We start from the raw sequence: 20753 nt of genomic DNA, 5'->3' as shown, positions 1-20753 counted from the left end.
ATTAAACCGATAAAAAGGCTCATCTCGATTGATGGGCCTTTCTCTTTTTCTCTAACATTCCAAAAAAAGCAAATAAAGGGATTCATTCCTCCCTTCAATTGCCTGTAAAATCCGCTGTGCATATGATTTGTCTGTCACACTGTTTAATTTTTTCATGATATCATCTGTCGATAGTGTGTGTCCGGGTGCTCCCTGCGGAACATCAACCCGCTTGCTGATGGTGGTGCCGTCAGATAAGGTGAGCTTCACAATCGTAAAGCGTCCTTTTGGAACAGCATCAGGATGGGGTTCTATCGTTTGATCATATCCTCTGCTTACCCGCTTCATCCATGTCCGCATGTCTGAAGGAATGTTTTTTTTCGTAAAGGCATCCAGCGTAAGTGTCTGTCCAAACACTGCAAGTGCGATGACGTATTCGACACTGAAACGTCCTTCTTCTCCGGTTAAAGGTGTCCGCTCAATAAGCGCTGCATCTCCGCCTGGCGGGAATATGACATCGACCTGTTTTACCTGCTCCGGCAAGAAAGACCGCTCTTTCATTAAGGATTGGATCGCATCTGCTGCATGGTGGGCTGCTGAGCAGAATGGATATACTTTGAACCACAGCCCCGGCGAAACGATACGCCATGTAGAACCATAGCCCTCTAGTAAACGGCTTTTCGCACGTTCCAGATCTCCATAGAGTGAAAAGAAACCAAGTGCGCCATCAAGAACCGAGTCATTTCCGCCAAAACCTGAACAAGCTAAATCCATAGACCAAACGGCTGTTTTAGCAGCTAAGCCGGCTTGTAATGGTTTCATATCAGAGCCAAATTGCTTTCGCATTCCGGCTGATTGCGCTCCGGCAAAGCCGATTGCTTTCGTCAGTTCTTCCTTGGAGACTTGTTTCAAATAGCCAATCGCACACACTGCCGCAATGGCTCCGAGTGTTCCTGTATTATGCCAGCCCCGCTCATAATGCGCCTTACCGATGGATTCGCCAAGTCTTGCCATCACTTCGACACCTGTGATGTAGGCAGCTAAAAACCGCTCGCCATACCCTTTGCCGTCTGTCAGCTGTGATAGCAGCGCCGGAATGATGACCGCACTTGGATGTCCTCTCACATCTGAGTGCACATCATCATAATCAAGGGCATGGATGAGGTAGCCGTTCAGCATTGCTGCAGATTGGCGGTTCACCTTCTTTCCTTGTCCAATGACAGGAATCTGAGCGGCTCCGCCTTCCTGTTCAACAAGCTGCATCAGCTTTTGGATCCCTTCATCCTCTTTCGCAGCAAGCGCTGATGCTGCAGCGTCTAACAGGCCATTTCCAGCCATTTGAATGGCCCGCTCATCCTGCAGCGGATCAGCAGAAAGCACTGCTTCTGCCAGATGTTTTGTTAATTCCATGATCGAGACTCCAATGCCCGAACGGCAAGTTCAGCAAAGAAGGCAGCGGAAACTGGAAGTGCGTCTTCATTTAATGTAAACGCAGGGTGATGCCACTCCTTCGTACCACTAGTCCCCATCCATACAAAAAAGCCTGGGATGCGTTCTTGATAAAGAGCAAAATCTTCTCCGCCCGGTGACTGCTCTGCCTGCACGACATGTAAGTCAAGTGAGCCAGCCGTTTCTTCTACTACCTTTGTTAGACGCTCATCATTCATGACAGAAGGCAAATAAGGATGCCATCTCACTTCAGCCTCTGCTCCAAATCCTCCTGCAATTCCGCTGACGATTTGTTTCATAAGCTCCGGAATCATCGCTCTTACTTCAGGCTCAAACGTCCGAACGGTTCCTTCCATCTCAACACGGTCAGGAATCACATTCCATGACGTACCGCCTTGAATGCGTGTGATACTGACAACCGCATGATGCAAGGAGCTGATGCGGCGGCTGACAATTTGCTGAAGGGCGCTTGTGATCTGCCCGCTGATGGCAATGGGGTCTACCGTGTGATTTGGAATACCGGCGTGGCCACCCGTTCCTTTAATATCGATTTCAAACCGGTCCACACTCGCCATCAATGCTTTTTCTCTAATGCCAATCGTGCCAACTGGCAGGTCAGGCTTGTTGTGCATACCGAAAATCGCATCGACCCCATCTAAAACACCTGCCTCTATGACGTGTTTCGCCCCTTGAGCAACTTCCTCAGCCGGCTGGAACAAAATACGCACCGTTCCTTTGATCTCGTGTTTCCGCTCTTTTAATAAAAGAGCCGCGCCAAAAATAGAAGCTGTATGGAAATCATGACCGCATGCATGCATTTTACCCGGTACCTTTGAAGAAAATGGTTCACCAGATGCCTCTTCAATCGGAAGTGCATCAATATCAGCTCTCAGAGCAATCGTCGGTCCCTCATGTTCTCCTTTGATTTCACACACAACACCTGTTTGAAGTGCTGGGATATCAAGCACAGTGATCCCTTCCTCTTCTAACCAGCGGCGCAGTTTCTTTGTCGTTTCATATTCTTCAAACGCCAGCTCTGGATGCTCATGAAGCGATCGGCGAATGTTGATCAAACGTTTGTTTAAAGCTTCATTTCCTATTGATTTCACTAGACACTCACCCCTCTAAAGAATAAAAAGCAGCTTATGCTTCTTCAGCCGCTGCTTCTTTTTGGATAAATCGTTTCGTTCGTTCATTCTTTGTTTCATCAAATAGCTCAGTTGGCGTCCCCTGCTCGATAATATGACCATCCGCCATGAAAATCACATGGTCTGCCACTTCTCTTGCAAACGCCATTTCATGTGTGACGATAATCATTGTTGTTTCTTGAATCGCAATGGATTTAATGACTTGAAGCACACCTGAGACAAGCTCTGGATCAAGCGCTGACGTTGGTTCATCCAGCAAAATCGCATGTGGATCAACCGCTAACGCACGGGCAATCCCAATCCGCTGCTGCTGTCCGCCAGATAATGTGACTGGATAGCTGTCAGCCTTTTGCTCTAACCCTACCTGCTTCAGCAGTTTCATACCGATTTCATTCGCCTGCTGCTTCGTCATTTTTTTCGTCACAAGCAGTGATTCTGTTATGTTTTGCAGTGCTGTCTTGTTTTTAAATAAATTATAGTTTTGAAACACCATGGCCGTTTGTTGACGCAGCTGATGGGCTTCTTTACGTGAATATTTAGACGCATCGAGCTTCGCATCGCCAATTTCAATCGTGCCTTCATCTGGTATTTCTAATAAATTTAAGCAGCGCAGCAAGGTGGATTTACCGGAGCCAGAAGGTCCGATAATGGCCACAACCTGCCCTTTTTGCACGTCGAGATTGATTCCGTCTAAGACGACAAGGTCGCCGAATGATTTCTTCAAATTGGTGAGCTTGATCATGTCCACACCTCCTTAATTCCGGTAAGGTTTGCTGATTTTTCGTTCAAACAAGTCTTGCAGGAAGCTATAAATAATCGTCAGCACCCAATATACAATCCCTACGGCTAAATAGGTTTCAAAGTATTTATAGTTCGCCGATGCAATCATCTTCCCTTGTGCAAACATTTCTGCCACACCAATCGTAAAGGCAAGAGATGTTTCTTTTAAAAGACCGATAAAGGTATTCCCCGTCGCTGGAATCGCATTTCTGACGGCCTGCGGGAAAATAATTCTAACGTAAGACTGCCATCTTGTCATACCGACAGATAAGCATGCCTCAAGCTGGCCTTCATCCACTGAGTTCAGAGCCGCTCTGAAAATTTCTGCTAAGTATGCTGAGTTCTTAATACTTAATCCGATAATGACCGCTGTTAAAGCATCCATTGAGGTCATCGCAGGGAATAGCTGCGGGAGACCAAAATAAATGAGAAAGAGCTGAACCAAGGTTGGAACCGCTCTGAAGAAAGAAATATACAGCTTGGCAAATTGGTATAAAACAGGTATCCGGTTTTTCGTAATGAGAGCGAATACCACACCAATGATAATGGCAAATACCATGGAGACAATCGCCATGAAGATCGTTATCGGCAAGTATTGAAGCAATGTCGGAAATACCGTCACCATATACTGCCAATCAATTTTGTTCATGTCTGCTCTTCACCGCCGCTGTCGTTATTTTTTAATTGGCACTGTCACATCGTCTTTGAAATATTTCTCAGACAATTTCTTAAGTGTCCCGTCTTCTCTTAATTCTTTGATGGCTTTGTTAAATTCTTCTCTTAGTTTGTCATGCTTTTTATCTTTCGCAAATGGATAGCCTACTTCTTCATACACAATTGGGTTGCCTACGATTTTCAGCGGCAGACCTGTTTTTTCAATTTGAGCAAGTAATACACTGCGTCCGTTGACATAAGCATCTACGCGGCCATTTGCCACTTCATTTAATACGCCGTCTTGCGTTTCATATGTTTTAATCTTAATTTTCTTGTCAGGGTCTTTGCTCTCTAAGTTTTTAGCATGGTTAGAGCCAAGAACCGCCGCCACTGTTTTTCCTTTTAAATCGTCAAGACCTTTGATGTCGTTGTTGTCTTTTTTCACGATGATTTGTGTTCCTGCGTAAGCGTACGTATCTGTAAAGTTAAATGTTTGTTTACGCTCGTCTGTGATGGCAACTTGGTTTGACACTGTATCGAGCTTACCAGACGTCAGCTGTCCCATCAGTCCGCTGAATTCACTCAGCTGCCAGTCTAGTTTGTAGCCTAGCTTTTTCGCAATGGCTTCTGTTACTTCAACATCGAATCCGACAAGCTTGCCATTGTCTTTATAAGCAAATGGATAGCTTTGTCCTGTAGCGCCTACTTTTAACACCTTTTCGTCTTTGCCTTCACTCTGATTGTTGCCGCCGCAAGCTGCTAAAACTGCCAGCATTGCTGCAAATAGAACGACTAGCCACTTTTTGTTTTTCATGTTCGAAAACCCTTCTTTCGTCTTATGGTTGTGTGATATCTGATCTTAATTGTTTTTTGAAATAAACCGTGATATGACCTTTGCCTAAATCTTTTTCTCCTGCTCTGACATAGCCTTTACGCTCATACATCTCTATGAGCCATGGATGCTTATCAGCTGTACCGAGCGACACGTACGGCACCTTCAGTGTATCCCTTAGCACTTCGGTTTCAACCCATTCCAGCAAGGCTGAGCCTGTGCCTTTTTTGGCAGCTGGTTCTGAGGCAAACCACCAGATGTGAGGGACGCCGAATGGTCCTGGCTGCTCTCCCCAAGGCATACGGAGTGATAAGGTGGATAGAAGCTCTCCGTTTTCTTCCATCACATAACAAAGATTCTTTTGTACATTTTTCTGAACGAGAGCGAAATCAGCATGTGCTGCTTGGAACTGGATGCCTAGCTCACGAATTGGCTCGTAGGCTCTTGTTGTCAGTTCAAGCAGCGCCTCTATATCTGCCTCTGTTGCCAGACGAAACGTGTATCCCAACGTTAGTCACCTCACCCTTATGTCGTATAGCGATTTTTTGGCTCTGTTAATCCAAGATTATCTCGTAAGGTTTGTCCTGTGTAATCGGTTTTGAATAAGCCTCGTTCCTGAAGGATTGGGACAACGCGGTCTACGAACACATCCAGCCCTTCTGGCAAGAGCGGCGGCATGACATTAAAGCCGTCTGCTGCTTCTTCACGAAGCCATGTTTCCATCACGTCTGCCAGCTGCTGCGGCGTTCCAATGAAAATATTATGACCGCGTGAGCCGGCAACCGATTGATAAAGCTGGCGAATGGTCAGGTTATCCTTTCTCGCCATATTCATCACGAGATCAAAACGGCTTTTCACCGCATTTGACGTGCTCGGATCAATCTCTGGAAGCGGCCCGTCTAACGGATACTGAGACAGATCAATCCCGCCTAAGTAATTTTGCAGAATGCTCAGTCCAATCTCAGGAACAATCAGCTCCTGTAATTCTTCATATTTCGCTTGGGCTTCTTCCTCTGTATCAGCAATGATCGGGAAGATACCCGGCATGATGCTGACGTCCTCTCTAGCACGGCCAGCAGCCTCTACTTTTCCCTTCAAGCTTTGATAAAATTCCTTCGCTTTATCGAGATCGTTTTGTGCTGTGAAAATGAGCTCTGCTGTTTTTGCTGCAAGCTTTTGACCATCTTCTGAAGATCCCGCTTGAATGATCACGGGCTGTCCTTGCGGCGTGCGTGATACGTTGAGAGGACCTCTTACTGAGAAGAACTCACCTTTGTGCTGGAGCTCATGAAGCTTACTAGATTCGAAGAATTCTCCTGTTTCCTTGTTTCTGACAAGAGCGTCTTCCTCCCAAGAATCCCAGAGACCTTTGACGACCTCAACGAACTCTTCTGCCCGCTCATATCGTTTATGGTGTGCTAAATGCTCTTCTCCGCTAAAATTTTTCGCTGTTTCTTCAATAGAAGATGTGACCACATTCCATGCCGCTCTTCCGCCTGATAAATGATCAAGGGAGGCAAACTGCCTTGCAATATGGAAAGGCTCACTGTATGTAGTGGAAGCTGTTGCTGCTAAACCAATGGTTGAAGTAGACTCAGCAATGGATGAAAGCAGCGTGAGCGGTTCAAATCTCGTTAATACGTTCGGATGAGAGGTTTGATTAATGGATAAACTGTCGGCTAAAAAGAGCAAATCCAGCTTTCCTTCCTCTGCCTTTTTTGCTAATTGTTTAAAATAATCTAGGTTCATGGCTGCATCTGGTACTGCATTCGGATGTCTCCAAGAGGCAACGTGATGTCCAGTTCCTGCGATGAATACGCCTAGCTTGAGCTTCCTTTTCGGCTGTGACACTTGTTCTTCATCCTTTCTATATCCTACATGTATCAAACTGAAGTCCTTAGAAGATACATTTTTCTGATTGAATTAATCGGTTTTATTAATAAAAAAAGGGCAAATGTTGCGAAAAATGAAAAATAATTATTACTATATGCCCTTTTTACAGGATTGTCAACCGCCTTCTAAACCTCCAAAATAAGGGATTTTAAACACTTATGACGGTGTATCAATTTCAATATTTCCGATGAGCCGGTCTGTGGCATGTGTCACCAATTGACTACGCTCCAGCATGTTGTGAGCGATCACAGAATGAGTGGAATTTGCGGTGCGGACGGCAATTGCTTTTTGAGGAGATAGATTGATGATGTTATTGCGCAGCACACGGGCTGAGGCGGCCTGGTCAATAAAGATCGCCGTCGGCTGTCCGATCGATCGATTTAAATAGAAGCGGTTATCTCCAATTTGTGGTGAACCATTTTTAATATACATCACCACATATAAGGATGTTTCTTCAAAGGAATTATCTTTAATTTCCAGCGCCCCCGTCGTGCTGCTGTATACAGCGTAGTTTTGATAGAGTTTAAAGCGATTCCGCCAGATGAAAGCCTTTGCATTTCCAGTGACACTGATCGTATAGGAAGAATCTAGCTCCGGGTGTCCTTCTTGAATAAAGTGGTTGCCGTTGATCCCAGCTTCCCCTTCCTGCACCCAGATTCCTCTGCTGAATTCTTTGAATTGATTGTGCTGGATGAGAATATTCGTTCCTCTCACCACGGCCGCATCGATAACAGAGTAGACCGTATTGTTTGAAAAAACGACACTATCCGATTGATAGATACGCAGCGAGGCGCTTCTTTTTCCGATATTCGTTCCTGATTCAATATGGTTTCCTTCTATTAGAATACGATTCGCCATATAAACGGACACAGCCGCATCTTCAAAAAGACTGATCTTATTACCTGTAATGTGAACGCTGTCTCCTCTCACATCAATTCCTTTTTCAAACCCCTCAATCATATTGCCAATAATCACCACATTATTTTCCGTTTGACCAAGTGAGACGCCTAAGCTCGTAATCCCTGCTTTTGTCACACCTCCCCCTACTGCCCGAATTAAATTGTTAGCAATGATCGTTTCGGTAGAGAAGCCATAGGAGATACTGCTATCTGTATGATTGCCTTCAATGATCACACCATAGCCGTTAAAGTTATAGATGGAGCTTGCAGCACCTCCTCTGACGATGTTGTTGCGAATCTGAATATTCAGAGGTTCCTCCATATTAACGGCATTTTCTCCATAGCCTTCAATATCAATGCCCATTCTTGGCTCGACCCCATTTACTCCTGCTCTTTCCAAGAGACAGTCCTCCACAATGACCCCATCACAGCCTGTAATCGAAATATTGTTACGTCTCGAATCTGTGACGGTGCAGCCAGAAATATCAATAGATGCAGCAGGCGAGTACGGTTCACCCTCTGTCAACAAACCGTGGGGACTGACAATGATGCCGTCTCCCGTACAATTTTTTATTTGGACATGATTTACTTCTACATGGGAAGCACCTTCAATACATATCCCAAAGCCCCATTCATGGGTTCTTCGTTCAGCGGGGAGCGGCTTGTATACATGCTCATGACGATCCCCTTCAATACGCCCGCCTCGAATGGTCACATGCTCAACCTTTCCTATATAAAAAGCTGCATACCCCCATGAATCATTTGGTTTCACCTTTATTACAGCGTCTGACGCCATCTCAATGCATATATGACTTGGCACCCGTATACCTGCACCTCGGAAAGGAAAAAATGGATCACCTCTGTACACCGCATCGATTAAATATGTGCCGCTCGGCAGCCAGATATGGGAATACCCCTGTGCTTTTGTCCACTCTAAACATTCATTGAGCTTAGCTGTGCAATCCGTTTTCCCGTCAGCAATTACGCCAAAATCTAGTACATTGACAACTGGTTTTTTTAGATCAGATTCATTCAATTCCCCCAACCTAATCACTCCTTTTCACACATGTTCTCTTGTCATCCTATGCATGTGGTAAAGGTTTGCTTGTACATTCCTTCAAATTTTAAATAAATTCTTTTGGAATAACTTTCCGATAATTTTCACTTCAAAGAATTTTTCAATTTTTTGAGTCTTTACGCCTATTGAACTAACATTTTCCTGTTTTAGAATAGTTTTATATTGACACAAGAACTATACAAGAATATCATTTTTCTCATATCTCTTTTTTTAAGAAAGGATCTATGCCATGTCTACAATTGACCACGATAAAATTGTTAAAAGTGTTCCTCAAAAAGGTTTTTTTGGACACCCTAAAGGACTTTACACACTGTTTTTCACTGAATTTTGGGAGCGTTTCTCCTATTATGGCATGCGTGCACTGCTTATTTATTATATGTACACAGAGGTGACAAAAGGCGGTCTAGGCTTTGACCAGACGACAGCCAATTCGATCATGTCTGTCTACGGTGCGCTTGTCTATATGTCAGGAGTGATTGGCGGATGGCTCGCCGACCGGGTATTTGGATCATCCAGTACGGTGTTTTATGGCGGAGTTTTCATTATGCTTGGCCACGTGATTTTGGCTTTGCCAAGCGGAGCAACAGCGCTCTTTATTAGTATGGGGCTGATTATTATCGGGACAGGTCTTCTCAAGCCAAACGTTTCAAACATTGTTGGCGACCTGTATACAAAAACAGACCCGCGCAGGGACTCTGGATTTAGTATTTTCTACATGGGGATCAACATGGGTGGATTTATTTCCCCATTAATTGTCGGAACACTCGGTCAAAAAGTGAATTTCCACCTCGGTTTCTCACTTGCTGCCGTTGGGATGCTTGTTGGACTCATTACATTTGTGGTCACAAAAAAACCGAACCTCGGTCTTGCCGGTACGTATGTGACAAATCCATTATCAGCTGCCGAACGTAAGAACTTCAAAATTTACGGATCATTGGTTGTGATTTTGCTTGCGGTTTTTGCTGTCATTGGCATTCAAACAGGCGCACTCACAATTAATCTATTCACTTGGTTTGTCAGTGCCCTTGGTGTACTCATTCCGATTGTTTATTTCATTGTCATGTATTTCAGTAAAAAGACGAGCGCAGTGGAGCAATCCAGGGTTCTCGCTTATATTCCATTGTTCCTTGCTGCCGTGATGTTCTGGGCGATTCAAGAGCAGGGCTCAAACATTTTAGCAACATATGCAGATCAACGAACAAACTTAAATTTCCTTGGGATGACACTAGCGTCTTCATGGTTCCAATCATTGAACCCAATCTTTATTGTGCTGCTGTCTCCAGTGTTTGCTTGGTTATGGGTCAGACTTGGAAAGAAACAGCCGTCTACCCCGATTAAATTCTCACTCGGTCTTCTGTTTGCAGGGTTATCCTTCATCATCATGATCATTCCTGCATACATGTCCGGTCCGAACACACTTGTGAGCCCATTATGGCTCGTTCTGAGCTTCTTCCTCGTCGTGATCGGAGAGCTCTGCTTATCACCAGTTGGACTGTCAGCGACAACAAAGCTGGCCCCTGCTGCCTTCTCAGCGCAAACGATGAGCCTTTGGTTCCTTTCAAATGCAATGGCACAGGCGATCAATGCGCAAGTAGTCAAACTGTTTGATAAAGTGCCGGAAACCGTCTATTTCGGTATCATCGGATTGCTGGCCATCGTTTTATGCGTTGTGATGCTATTACTGACACCAGTGATTAAGAAAGCGATGAAAGGCGTTCATTAATAAAAAACTGGGCATGAGTATCTCATGTCCAGTTTTTCACTTTATTTATGATCAGCATGTAGAAATTTTATATCTTACTGCATTATTTTTGGTACTGTCTCATTTATTTCAATATTAAAATAATTCACAGCATTGTGATAACAAATATCTTTGACTATTTTTCCTATAAACTCGTAATCCCTTGGAAGCTCACCATTTTCTATCCACGTCCCAAATAAATCACATAAGATTCTTCTGAAATATTCATGGCGAGGGAACGATAAAAAGCTTCTTGAGTCTGTAAGCATCCCTACGAAAGTGCTAAGCAATCCTATATTAGATAATGTTTTCATCTGATCTAGCATGCCGTCTTTTTGATCATTAAACCACCACCCGGATCCAAATTGAATTTTTGCTCTGGCATCAGAAGACTGGAAATTCCCTATAGTAGAGGCCACAATCGCATTATGAGCGGGATTTAAATTATAGATAATGGTTTTAGGTAAAAGGTTGTCTTTGTCTAATTCATTCAAAAAACCATTTAAATGTCTTGCCAGGTGGAAGTCAGACATAGAGTCGTACCCACTATCTTTCCCCGTTAACTTGAACATTCGTGTGTTATTATTCCTTAAAGCACCTATGTGTAATTGCATGGTCCAATGAAGAGAATGGTATTTTTTACTCAGGTGAATCAGAGTGTTTGTTTTAAATTTATTGATATCCTCCAGAGATAGTGTTTTTCCTTGCAGCGCACGTACAAATATAGAAGACACTTCTTGTTCAGTAGCTGGTGAAAATGGAAATATTTCAAAACCATGATCAGACATTCTGCATCCATTCGCGTGAAAATAATCAATTCGTGAATGTAATGAAGCGATAAAATTTTCATATGTTAAAACAGCGCCGTTGATTGAATCACCTAATTTTTCTATATAGTTTACAAAATTTGATTGTTCAATATTTAAAGCATGATCCGGTCTAAATGTAGGTAGGACCCTAGTTTTAATTCCTACATCTTTACGTATGATTTGATGAATTTCTAAAGTATCGATTGGATCATCAGTCGTACACACAACTTTTACATTAAATTTTTCTAAAATTCCATTTGTGGACATGTTACTTTCATTTAATCTCTCATTACAAATATCCCAAACTTGATGTGCATTTTTTTCTGAGAACAACTCATTTATATTGAAATAACGACTTAATTCTAAATGTGACCAATGATAAAGAGGGTTTCCTATTGTATATGGAACAGTTTGCGCCCAAGCTAAGAATTTTTCCTTGTCACTTGCATTCCCCGTGATCAATCTTTCTTCTACGCCTAACCATCGCATCGCCCTCCATTTATAGTGATCACCATTAAGCCAAATATCAGTCATATTTTCATATTGTTTGTTAGCAGCAATGTCATCAGCCATTAAATGCGTATGAAAATCATAGATTGGCATATTTTTCGCGTAATCATGATAAAGAACTTTTGAACTTTCATGATTAAGCATCATATCTTCGCTTAGGAATGTAGACAATATCGTCACCTCTATACTTATGTTTAGAAAATCAATTAAATGAAATAAGGTGTTATTAACAAAAATAACACCTCTCTTTTTTAGATCTTACTTAATTCACACTCCGTATTTACGTAGATTGCGTCTCGTTGTGCAATTAAGCAAAGTTCTGCGGCTTTAAAAGTATGTTCTTGAGTCATAGCATTTTCAGTACCGTTTAAACAATCTAAAATAAGTTCACCAAAGTAAGGGAATCCTACTTCTCCATTTAGAGAAAAATGCTGCTCTGTCTGTTGATTTACTAAGTATAAATGGTCTCCTATTTTATCCCTTGCGATGTCTACGTATTTGCGAATTTCAATATACCCATCTGTTCCAAGAATGAATGTGCGCCCATCCCCCCAAGTGCTAAGGCCATCAGGAGTCAGCCAGTCTACCCTAAAGTAGTTTGTAGCCCCATTATCAGCAATCAAAGCAGCATCACCAAAGTCTTCTAATTCTGGATATTGATGATGCTTATAATTGCCCACTTTACTATGTACAACTTTTGCATCTTTTGCGCCAGAATAGAAAAGGAATTGTTCAATTTGGTGACTGCCAATATCACATAGAATACCTCCATAATATTCCTTTTCGAAAAACCAGCTTGGTCTGCTTTCTACATTACTACGATGTGGGCCAGTTCCAAGAACTTGTACCACTTTTCCAATGGCTCCTTGTTCAATCAATTGACCAGCAAATACGGCACTCTCCACGTGCAAACGTTCACTATAATAAACAGCCCATTTAAGTCCCGTTTCAGCTGTTTTTTTACGAGCAAGCTCCAATTGTTCTAACGTTGTAAAAGGTGATTTATCCGTAAAGTAATGCTTACCATGATCTAAAACACGCAGCCCTAAATCACAGCGTTTAGATGTAATGGCTGCGCCTGCCACGAGCCTGACATCTGGATCTTCGAGGATTTCTTTCTCACTTTTGGCTGCCTGTACCTCCGGATATGCTTTACAAAATTCTTGTACTTTTTTCTGATCATGATCATAAACCCATTTTAATGTAGCCCCAGCCTCAGTTAATCCATTGCACATTGCATAGATGTGTCCATGATCAAGACCTATTGCCGCCATGACGAATTGTCCTTCTGTAACAACAGGGGCACTTTTTCCCTTAGGAGCATAATTCATTCCATCACTTTTCTGCATGATTGTTCCTCCTCTAGCTAGCTTCCAGTTTATTTTTAATAATTTAATAACGTTAGACTCATAGTTTCTCGTAATTTCCTCCAACGGTGATCGTATCGTCTGAAAAATTTTCTACACTGCTTTGTTTTTCATAAAAATGCTTAACGTTCGCGAGCATTCCTTCACGTGTATAAAAAGGATCGTCTGCTGAAAGAGGAAGCTTCACATGAACACCTTGGTTTGCAGATTTATAGATGGCTGTAATAAGTTCTAGTGTTTTTCTTCCTTCTGTTCCATCAATTAAAAGCTTCTGGTTACCCTTGATAGCCATTAAAAAATTATTGATTTGTCCTTTATGCCCTTCAAATAGTAATTCCGGATATTGATGAAAAGCTTCCTGAATACGATTTTCTAAATCCTCATCATTTTTCTCTTGAGGAAACCCATTTTCTTTAGCTATTTGAGCATTTACTTTCCATGGGACAGATACTCTAGCTTTTTCACCTTGAAAAATCAATTGTTGTTCTTCTCCATGATGAACAACAGAACTGGTTACTTGTGCTAAGCTGCCATTTCCATAGCGAAGTACAGCAATAGAAAGGTCTTCAACCTCTGCATTATCATGCAAGGTATTACTAGTTGCTGCAAAAATGTCAGTCGGCAATCCTAACATCCATTGCAACATATCAATATGATGGACAGCATGATTAAGTGTACAACCTCCACCTTCTTTTTCCCATGTACCGCGCCACCATAAATCATAATAACTATGACCACGCCACCAAAAAGAATCAACTTGAGTATGAGCGATTTTTCCAATTAGGTTTTGATCAAGGACATGTTTTAATCTCATAATGGGCGTCATAAACCTGTTTTGAGCAACAACAGATAAAAGCTTTTGGCTTTCAATAGATGCTTTTATCATTTCGTCACATTCTTTTAGAGAAGAAGCCATAGGTTTTTCTACTAAGACATGTTTGCCTGCTTTAAGAAAATCGATGGCAATGGTTGCGTGCATATAAGGAGGTGTACAAATGGAAACGGCATCAATCGTAGGATCATTCAATAATTCTTGGTAGTTAGCGACAACTCGTGCTTCCAGGTTATATTTTGTTGCTGCAGACATTGCTTTTTCAGGATAAATATCAGCTAAAGCTACAATTTTACTGATTTCAGGCATTGCAAGATAAGCCTCGATATGGGCAGTTGCAATAGATCCAGTTCCTATAATGGCGATGTTGGACATATCAATCTTTCCCTTCTGCAATAAGATAAATTTTCACTTCTAAAAATGAGATAGCGCTTTCAAAAAACTGAATGATTCACCTAACTGATAGATCAGAGTACCGTTCGTTTTATTAAATATTCTAGTTATACTAGTATGGTAGCTCAAAAACATTATAACTTAATCTTTTTGAATTTTGTATAGTTTTTTGAATTTTCTTTTTAATATCCCTCACTTTTATGATTGATTATGACTTACATAGTGGAATCATCAAGAGATGCTCACAGTGAAAGTATTCAGAAAAATGAAATGAATATCTACCATTCTAATCTACTTGTATGGTAGTATGTTAGAGAAAGGAGATTAGAATAATGAATATTGATTTTAAAAACCAAAACCTCTCTACGAGGGAACAAGTTTACAATATGCTAAAAGATCAAATATTAAGCCTGAAGCTTCCACCTGGGACAAATATTTCTGAAAAAGAAATATCCGTTCAATTTAATGTTAGTCGAACTCCTGTAAGAGAAAGCTTTTTAAAATTATCTCAAGAAGGATTATTAAGTATCTATCCTCAACGAGGTACTTTTGTTTCTTTAATTGATTTGAACCTTGTGGAGGAAGCACGGTTTATGCGAGAACATCTCGAGAAGGCAGTGATTAGACTAGCCTGTCAGGAATTTTCGGAAGAGCTGATTAATGATTTAGATATGAATTTAAGTATGCAAAAAATTTGCGTTAAGAAAAAAGACTATAAAAAAATGTTTGAATTAGATGAGGAGTTTCATAGAACTATTTTCAAACGATGTAAAAAAGAAAAAACATGGTTAGTTATTCAACAGATGAATGTACACTTTAATAGGAGCCGCATGTTAAGGCTAGTAACAGATTATAATTGGGATAATATTCTTTCCCAACATGTGGATATATTCAAAGCTATACAAGATCAAGATGCTGATAAAGCTGAAAAAATCATGGAAGAACATTTGAAAATTGCACTTGTTGATAAAGAATTATTGAAGAAAGAATATCCAAATTATTTTAAATAACATTAGGGGTGATGGTAGATGAGGATGACATTCAGATGGTTTGGAGAAGGAAACGACACGATCACACTGGAACAAATAAAGCAGATTCCAGGAGTGGAAGGAATTGTTTGGGCACTGCATGATGTGCCCGCAGGAGAAGAGTGGCCAATGGAAAGAATGTTAGAAATGAAAAAATTAGCTGATAAACATAATCTTCATATTGAAGTGGTTGAAAGCGTGAATGTTCATGAAGACATTAAGCTCGGACTTCCAACTAGAGATCGATACATAGAAAATTATAAGAAAACAATTCAGAAGCTAGCAAAAGTGGGGGTTAAAGTCATATGTTATAACTTTATGCCTGTCTTTGATTGGATCCGTACAGACTTAAATAAAACACTTTCTGATGGCTCTACAGCTCTATTTTATGAACATAGTCGAATTAAAGATATTGATCCGAAAGACTTAGTAAATAAAATTAGCGAGAACTCCAGTTTAACCATGCCAGGTTGGGAACCAGAGAGGTTAAATCACCTTCACCAACTTTTTGAAGCCTACAAAAATATAACAGAAGATGATTTATGGGCCAACTTGAAATATTTTTTAGATCAGGTTATTCCAATTGCAGAACTTCATGATATTAAAATGGCTATCCATCCTGACGATCCACCATGGTCTGTCTTTGGTCTACCGCGAATAGTCACTAACCAAAAAAACATCAGAAAAATTTTACAACTAAATAGCAGCCCATATCATTGTATAACGCTCTGTACAGGATCTTTAGGAGCAAACTTAGAGAATGATTTAGTTTCTATGATTCACGAATTTATTGATAGAATACCATTTACTCATATAAGAAATGTACGTGTATATGATAACGGGGACTTTGTTGAAACATCGCATCGATCAAAAGATGGATCAGTAGACGTTTCAGCCATTATACATGCTTATTATGAAAGCGGATTCAAAGGTTATTGCAGACCCGATCATGGAAGACACATTTGGGATGAACAATGCAGGCCTGGATATGGCCTTTATGATAGAGCACTTGGAATTATGTATTTGTGGGGAGCTTGGGATGCTTTAAAAAATAAACAGTCTGTACGAAAAGAAGCAAAGGAGGAAGCTGCATGGTAAACATACAAGAAAATAAAAATTTAGCTGGTAAAGTAGCTGTCATAACAGGAGGAAGCGGCGTACTTTGCAGCGCCATGACAAAGGAACTTGCTAGACATGGCGTATCTGTGGCTATTTTAAATAGAACAGTCGAAAAGGGTGAAAAGGTAGCCGAAGAAATTAACCTTATGGGCGGGAAAGCGATTGCGATTAAATGTGATGTTCTGAATAAAGAGAGTGTTGAACAAGCCGAGAAGATTGTAACAGAGGAATTAGGCAATTGTACAATATTGATAAATGGAGCTGGTGGTAACCACCCCAGTGCAAATACAACCAACGAAATATTTCAAACAGAAGATCTTACTAATCCTAAGGTAAATACTTTTTTTCATTTAAGTACAGATAGTGTACAAAATGTATTTGATTTAAATTTTATGGGGACGTTCATTCCTACACAAGTTTTCACTAAACATATGGTTCATCAAAAGGGAGCAGTTGTCATCAACATGTCATCTATGAGTGCCCCTTCTCCAATGACCAAAGTGCCTGCTTATAGCGCGGCAAAAGCAGCAATTGAAAATTTCACCAAATGGTTAGCTGTTCATATGGCTGAGGCAGGAATTAGAGTAAATGCTATTGCACCGGGCTTCTTTTTAACCTCACAAAATAAAAACCTTCTCCTAAATGAAGAAGGAGATTATACAGAAAGGTCTCATAAGATTATTTCGCACACACCAATGAGAAGGTTTGGTACGCCAGAAGATCTCCTTGGTACCCTATTATGGCTTGTTGATGATCATATGTCAGCATTTGTTACCGGAGTGACAATTCCTGTTGATGGAGGTTTTATGGCGTATTCAGGTGTTTAATATTTTTATATTCTTCCTCGTCATACATCATTATTTTATATGTTTTTTTAAATTTATAAATAGACTTGGAAAGGAGACATAAGAATGCAGACTGAGAGCAGGAAACTAACACTCAAAAATTATCTTGGTTATGGAACAATGGATTTATTTGGAGGAGGAGCATTCGCTATAATAGGCGCATGGATGTTATATTTTTTCATTACATACTGCGGTCTTACCCCTGTTGAAGCAGGATCTATTATTGCGATTGCTCGTATTATTGATGCGATAGCAAGCCCAATTATGGGCCATATCACTGATAATTTTGGTCGTACAAAACTTGGGAAAAAATTTGGAAGACGCAGGTTCTTTTTGCTAGTTGGAAGCCCTTTGATGGTTATTTATTCTCTTCTTTGGATTTCTGATATGAATTACTGGTACTATTTAACGGTTTATATTTTGTTAGAATTCCTTGCAGCAATGGTATTAATTCCATTTGAAACACTTGGAGCCGAAATGACGAATGATTTTAATGCACGAACCAAGCTCTCAACAATAAGATTAATCTATTCAGGACTAGGAACATTTTTAGCTACCTTTATTCCAGGCAGATTATTCGAAATATTCGGAAAAGATTCACCTCAAGTTTTTCTTTACAATGGGATTATCTTCACCTTTATTTTTATGGCTTCATTATTAATTACACATAGAACAACATGGGAACGTAAAATAGAAGAAGACATGATAGAACCTGATGCTGTAGAAAAAGTACCTGTTATAGAATCCATCAAAAAATTCATCATTGACTTAACATCTACTTTTAGAATTAGAAGTTTCCGTCAGCACCTCACGATGTATATTTGTTCGTTTACGGCCATGGATATTTTAAACGCTGTCTTTGTCTACTTTGTTGTGTTTTCTTTAAATAAAGATGCAGTGTTGGCATCCAATTTATTATCTATTGGTTCATTACTTCAAATGTTATGTACATTATTGTTTGGTTGGCTCGTGATTAAAATAGGTCCTGCGCCATCTTTGAAAATATCTTATATTGCGATTATTACATGTATAAGTGGTTATATATTTTTATACTTCACACAACCAGCTTATATGATTATAGCGCTGTATGCTTTCTCTGTTATCTTAGGAATCGGAAAGAGTGGATTATATTATATACCATGGAATATTTACACTTTCATTCCTGATGTAGATGAAATGGTCACTCGTAGAAGAAGAGAAGGAATATTTGCAGGTATTATGACGTTTACACGCAAGAGTACTACAGCTTTAGCCACATTTTTGGTAGGAGTTATTTTACAGGAAAGTGGATTCGTTGCAAGTGCGACGACACAGTCTACTACAGCAATAAATGGGATTGTCGGTATTCTGTTTTTCGGAACTGTAGGGCTAGTCGGTATTAGCTTAGTTATTTCATTTAGATTTAAATTATCTAAAAAAACTCATTCCATTATGATTAATGAAATTAATAGGTTAAAGAATAATGGTTCAATGGAACAGGCTGATAATGAAACAAGAAGTGTTTTGAAAGCGCTAACAGGTTGGGATTACGAGAAACTTTGGGGTCATAATAACGTAGGATATCAGAGTAAGCGCCAACATTTTGAACAACAAGATTTTAAACAGCAGGATATTAACTAACGTTTGTTGTTAGTTGAGAACTAAAGCTCAGTTAAATCTATTGATACGAGAAGTTCCAGAATCAAGAAAAAACACCTTCAGATTGATATCAGAGGTGTTTTTAAATATCTTACATTTAGTGTTTTTTGATTTAAAACCGGATTTCATCATCTCCGCGGATCTGCAGCTTCAGCGGTTCACTTTGTGCCTGATGCTTTTTCACATAGCGGTGATAGACAACATATCCAATGATCATAAGCGGTACGCCGACATATAGCCCGATGCGCTGCTCTTGATCAAAGGCAAGGCTGACCAATACGATGGTATTCAGTGTGATTGCAATGATCGGCAGCACCGGATAAAGAGGCGTTTTAAATTTTAAGTTTTCCAGCTTTCCGCCTGCTTTCAAGTATTTTCTACGGAAAAGCAGCTGTGATAATGTAATCGTGATCCAGCCTGTCTGGGCACTCATGCCGGCAATGGACACGATCCAGGCAAATACCGTTTTCTCTGCAAAGAACCCGGATAACAGCGAAATCCCTGTAAACAGGAAGGTGAGCAGTAAGGCATTCATCGGAATACCGCGCTGATTGACGCGTCTAAATGCTTTTCCTGCCATTCCTTCCTTCGATAAGGAATACAGCATTCTCGTTGATGCATACAAGCCAGAGTTCGCAACAGATAATAAAGCAATGATAATGACAAAGTTCATGATGTCTGCCGCAAAAGGAATGCCCGTTCTCTCAAACACAGTAACAAATGGGCTTTGCAGCACACTAGCTTCCTTCCAAGGCACCATACCCGCTAAGACAAAAATAGATAAGACGAAAAAGACAAGTGTACGCCATACGGTCTGATGAATCGAGCGGGGAACGGTTTTCTCAGGGTTTTCACTTTCACCTGCCGCAATCCCGATCAGCTCTGTTCCTTGAAACGAAAAATTGACTGTGATCATCGTAACCACAACAGCGAGCAGGCCATTTGGAAACAGCCCGTCACTCACAAAATGGCTGAAGTATGGGGCGGGTTCACCGCTCGTTGTTTCAATAAACCCAAACATCGCCGCTCCGCCTACGCCAATAAAGAGTAAAATCGCAATAATCTTAATGGTGGAAAAGAAAAACTCTGACTCCCCGAACGCTTTCGCTGACCGGGCATTTAATAAGAAAAGACAGAGTCCGAATATGAGACACCAAATCCACACATCCACTTGCGGGAGCCAGCGCCTCATCAGCTGTCCTGCTGATAAGAACTCAAGGGCGACCGTTGCCGCCCAGCCGAGCCAATAAATCCAGCCGACAGCAAAACCTGCTGCAGGGCTGACAAATTTTGTCGCATACGTATGAAACGACCCCGACACAGGAAGTGCAACCGACAGCTCACCAAGACACAGCATGGTTAAATACATGATCAATCCGCCCACAATATATGAAAGAACAGCTCCGACCGGCCCTGCTTGTCCAATCGTATAGCCCGTTCCTAAGAAAAAGCCTGTCCCAATGACACCGCCAAGTGAAATCATAAATAAATGGCGGGAGGTCATCGCCCTTTTCAATTGTTCAGGCTGATTTTGTCCAACATCCACAATGATGCCCTCCTTCTTCTAAGATGCTCTGTTATCAAAACATGTCTCCATGTGATTCATTCCATTTTCAAAACAACCTACTAATTATACATCTTTTATAATAAATATGCTTCCTTCTATGGTCACTGTCTCAAAGTCTTTATTTTAGTAATGTTCGCACAAATAACATCTCTTGAAATGAATACCCTTGCTACTATCAATAAAAAACCAGCG

Annotated in this window: 17 protein-coding genes; 5 read left to right on the top strand and 12 right to left on the bottom strand. The window is 40.9% G+C overall.

Annotation, left to right across the window (positions count from 1 at the left end; all coding sequences use genetic code 11):
* Window positions 1-51: 51 nt before the first annotated feature.
* The 8 genes from M1D81_RS02160 to M1D81_RS02125 all read right to left on the bottom strand — a co-directional run bounded on the left by M1D81_RS02160 (window position 52) and on the right by M1D81_RS02125 (window position 8679).
* Window positions 52-1389 carry an MmgE/PrpD family protein gene (locus M1D81_RS02160; protein WP_456265765.1) on the bottom strand — a complete coding sequence of 446 codons (1338 nt, stop codon included), beginning with the start codon at window positions 1387-1389 and terminating at the stop codon, window positions 52-54.
* Entirely contained in the window at window positions 1380-2537 is a 1158-nt protein-coding gene (locus M1D81_RS02155; protein ID WP_456265766.1) for an amidohydrolase, read from the bottom strand. The genes M1D81_RS02160 and M1D81_RS02155 overlap by 10 nt, the downstream gene beginning before the upstream one ends.
* Window positions 2538-2571: 34 nt before the next feature.
* Window positions 2572-3318 carry an amino acid ABC transporter ATP-binding protein gene (locus tag M1D81_RS02150; RefSeq protein WP_087978509.1) on the bottom strand — a complete coding sequence of 249 codons (747 nt, stop codon included), beginning with the start codon at window positions 3316-3318 and terminating at the stop codon, window positions 2572-2574.
* A 12-nt stretch (window positions 3319-3330) separates the two neighbouring features.
* Window positions 3331-4005: an amino acid ABC transporter permease gene (locus M1D81_RS02145; protein ID WP_024425525.1), complete on the bottom strand. Its 675-nt coding sequence runs from the start codon at window positions 4003-4005 to the stop codon at window positions 3331-3333.
* 24 nt (window positions 4006-4029) lie between these two features.
* Window positions 4030-4824, bottom strand: coding sequence for an amino acid ABC transporter substrate-binding protein (locus tag M1D81_RS02140; protein WP_024427304.1), 795 nt, complete (start codon window positions 4822-4824; stop codon window positions 4030-4032).
* Window positions 4825-4846: 22 nt separating this feature from the next.
* Complete coding sequence (locus tag M1D81_RS02135; protein ID WP_024427303.1) at window positions 4847-5350, bottom strand: GNAT family N-acetyltransferase; 504 nt, start codon at window positions 5348-5350, stop codon at window positions 4847-4849.
* Window positions 5351-5367: 17 nt separating this feature from the next.
* Window positions 5368-6693: an LLM class flavin-dependent oxidoreductase gene (locus M1D81_RS02130; protein ID WP_456265767.1), complete on the bottom strand. Its 1326-nt coding sequence runs from the start codon at window positions 6691-6693 to the stop codon at window positions 5368-5370.
* A 198-nt stretch (window positions 6694-6891) separates the two neighbouring features.
* A complete protein-coding gene (locus tag M1D81_RS02125) occupies window positions 6892-8679 on the bottom strand; it encodes a right-handed parallel beta-helix repeat-containing protein (RefSeq protein ID WP_456265768.1) in 1788 nt (595 codons plus the stop codon).
* Window positions 8680-8941: 262 nt separating this feature from the next.
* Between M1D81_RS02125 and M1D81_RS02120 the strand changes: the two genes are divergently transcribed.
* The gene (locus M1D81_RS02120; protein WP_024425520.1) at window positions 8942-10435 is read left to right on the top strand and encodes a peptide MFS transporter; all 1494 of its coding nucleotides are present in this window, start codon (window positions 8942-8944) and stop codon (window positions 10433-10435) included.
* A gap of 74 nt (window positions 10436-10509) precedes the next feature.
* Here the strand turns inward: M1D81_RS02120 and uxaC are convergent, their stop codons facing one another.
* From uxaC to M1D81_RS02105, 3 genes are all read right to left on the bottom strand, one after another.
* The gene (uxaC, locus tag M1D81_RS02115; protein ID WP_456265769.1) at window positions 10510-11943 is read right to left on the bottom strand and encodes a glucuronate isomerase; all 1434 of its coding nucleotides are present in this window, start codon (window positions 11941-11943) and stop codon (window positions 10510-10512) included.
* Between the two features lie 80 nt (window positions 11944-12023).
* Window positions 12024-13121 carry a Gfo/Idh/MocA family protein gene (locus M1D81_RS02110; protein WP_456265770.1) on the bottom strand — a complete coding sequence of 366 codons (1098 nt, stop codon included), beginning with the start codon at window positions 13119-13121 and terminating at the stop codon, window positions 12024-12026.
* A gap of 58 nt (window positions 13122-13179) precedes the next feature.
* Entirely contained in the window at window positions 13180-14346 is a 1167-nt protein-coding gene (locus M1D81_RS02105) for a Gfo/Idh/MocA family protein (protein ID WP_025093649.1), read from the bottom strand.
* A gap of 350 nt (window positions 14347-14696) precedes the next feature.
* On the opposite strand from M1D81_RS02105, the gene M1D81_RS02100 reads away from it, so the two are divergent.
* From M1D81_RS02100 to M1D81_RS02085, 4 genes are all read left to right on the top strand, one after another.
* Window positions 14697-15374, top strand: coding sequence for a GntR family transcriptional regulator (locus M1D81_RS02100; protein ID WP_024427298.1), 678 nt, complete (start codon window positions 14697-14699; stop codon window positions 15372-15374).
* Between the two features lie 18 nt (window positions 15375-15392).
* Window positions 15393-16490 carry a mannonate dehydratase gene (gene uxuA, locus M1D81_RS02095; RefSeq protein WP_456265771.1) on the top strand — a complete coding sequence of 366 codons (1098 nt, stop codon included), beginning with the start codon at window positions 15393-15395 and terminating at the stop codon, window positions 16488-16490.
* On the top strand, window positions 16484-17338 hold the full coding sequence (locus M1D81_RS02090) for an SDR family oxidoreductase (protein WP_456265772.1): 855 nt from the start codon (window positions 16484-16486) through the stop codon (window positions 17336-17338). The genes uxuA and M1D81_RS02090 overlap by 7 nt, the downstream gene beginning before the upstream one ends.
* An 84-nt stretch (window positions 17339-17422) precedes the next feature.
* Window positions 17423-18976, top strand: coding sequence for an MFS transporter (locus M1D81_RS02085; protein WP_456265773.1), 1554 nt, complete (start codon window positions 17423-17425; stop codon window positions 18974-18976).
* 130 nt (window positions 18977-19106) lie between these two features.
* Here M1D81_RS02085 and M1D81_RS02080 read toward each other — a convergent pair whose 3' ends face one another.
* Window positions 19107-20540 carry an amino acid permease gene (locus tag M1D81_RS02080; RefSeq protein ID WP_456265774.1) on the bottom strand — a complete coding sequence of 478 codons (1434 nt, stop codon included), beginning with the start codon at window positions 20538-20540 and terminating at the stop codon, window positions 19107-19109.
* Between the last annotated feature and the right edge of the window lie 213 nt (window positions 20541-20753).

This window comes from Bacillus sp. JZ105 (assembly GCF_053903125.1).
This window is presented reverse-complemented; position numbering and strand designations above follow the sequence as displayed.

Coding starts and splice junctions, on each gene's coding strand:
- M1D81_RS02160 (WP_456265765.1), bottom strand. CDS start 1,389: ATGGAATTAACAAAACATCTGGCAGAAGCAGTGCTTTCTGCTGATCCG.
- M1D81_RS02150 (WP_087978509.1), bottom strand. CDS start 3,318: ATGATCAAGCTCACCAATTTGAAGAAATCATTCGGCGACCTTGTCGTC.
- M1D81_RS02145 (WP_024425525.1), bottom strand. CDS start 4,005: ATGAACAAAATTGATTGGCAGTATATGGTGACGGTATTTCCGACATTG.
- M1D81_RS02140 (WP_024427304.1), bottom strand. CDS start 4,824: ATGAAAAACAAAAAGTGGCTAGTCGTTCTATTTGCAGCAATGCTGGCA.
- M1D81_RS02120 (WP_024425520.1), top strand. CDS start 8,942: ATGTCTACAATTGACCACGATAAAATTGTTAAAAGTGTTCCTCAAAAA.
- M1D81_RS02110 (WP_456265770.1), bottom strand. CDS start 13,121: ATGCAGAAAAGTGATGGAATGAATTATGCTCCTAAGGGAAAAAGTGCC.
- M1D81_RS02105 (WP_025093649.1), bottom strand. CDS start 14,346: ATGTCCAACATCGCCATTATAGGAACTGGATCTATTGCAACTGCCCAT.
- M1D81_RS02100 (WP_024427298.1), top strand. CDS start 14,697: ATGAATATTGATTTTAAAAACCAAAACCTCTCTACGAGGGAACAAGTT.
- uxuA (WP_456265771.1), top strand. CDS start 15,393: ATGAGGATGACATTCAGATGGTTTGGAGAAGGAAACGACACGATCACA.
- M1D81_RS02090 (WP_456265772.1), top strand. CDS start 16,484: ATGGTAAACATACAAGAAAATAAAAATTTAGCTGGTAAAGTAGCTGTC.
- M1D81_RS02085 (WP_456265773.1), top strand. CDS start 17,423: ATGCAGACTGAGAGCAGGAAACTAACACTCAAAAATTATCTTGGTTAT.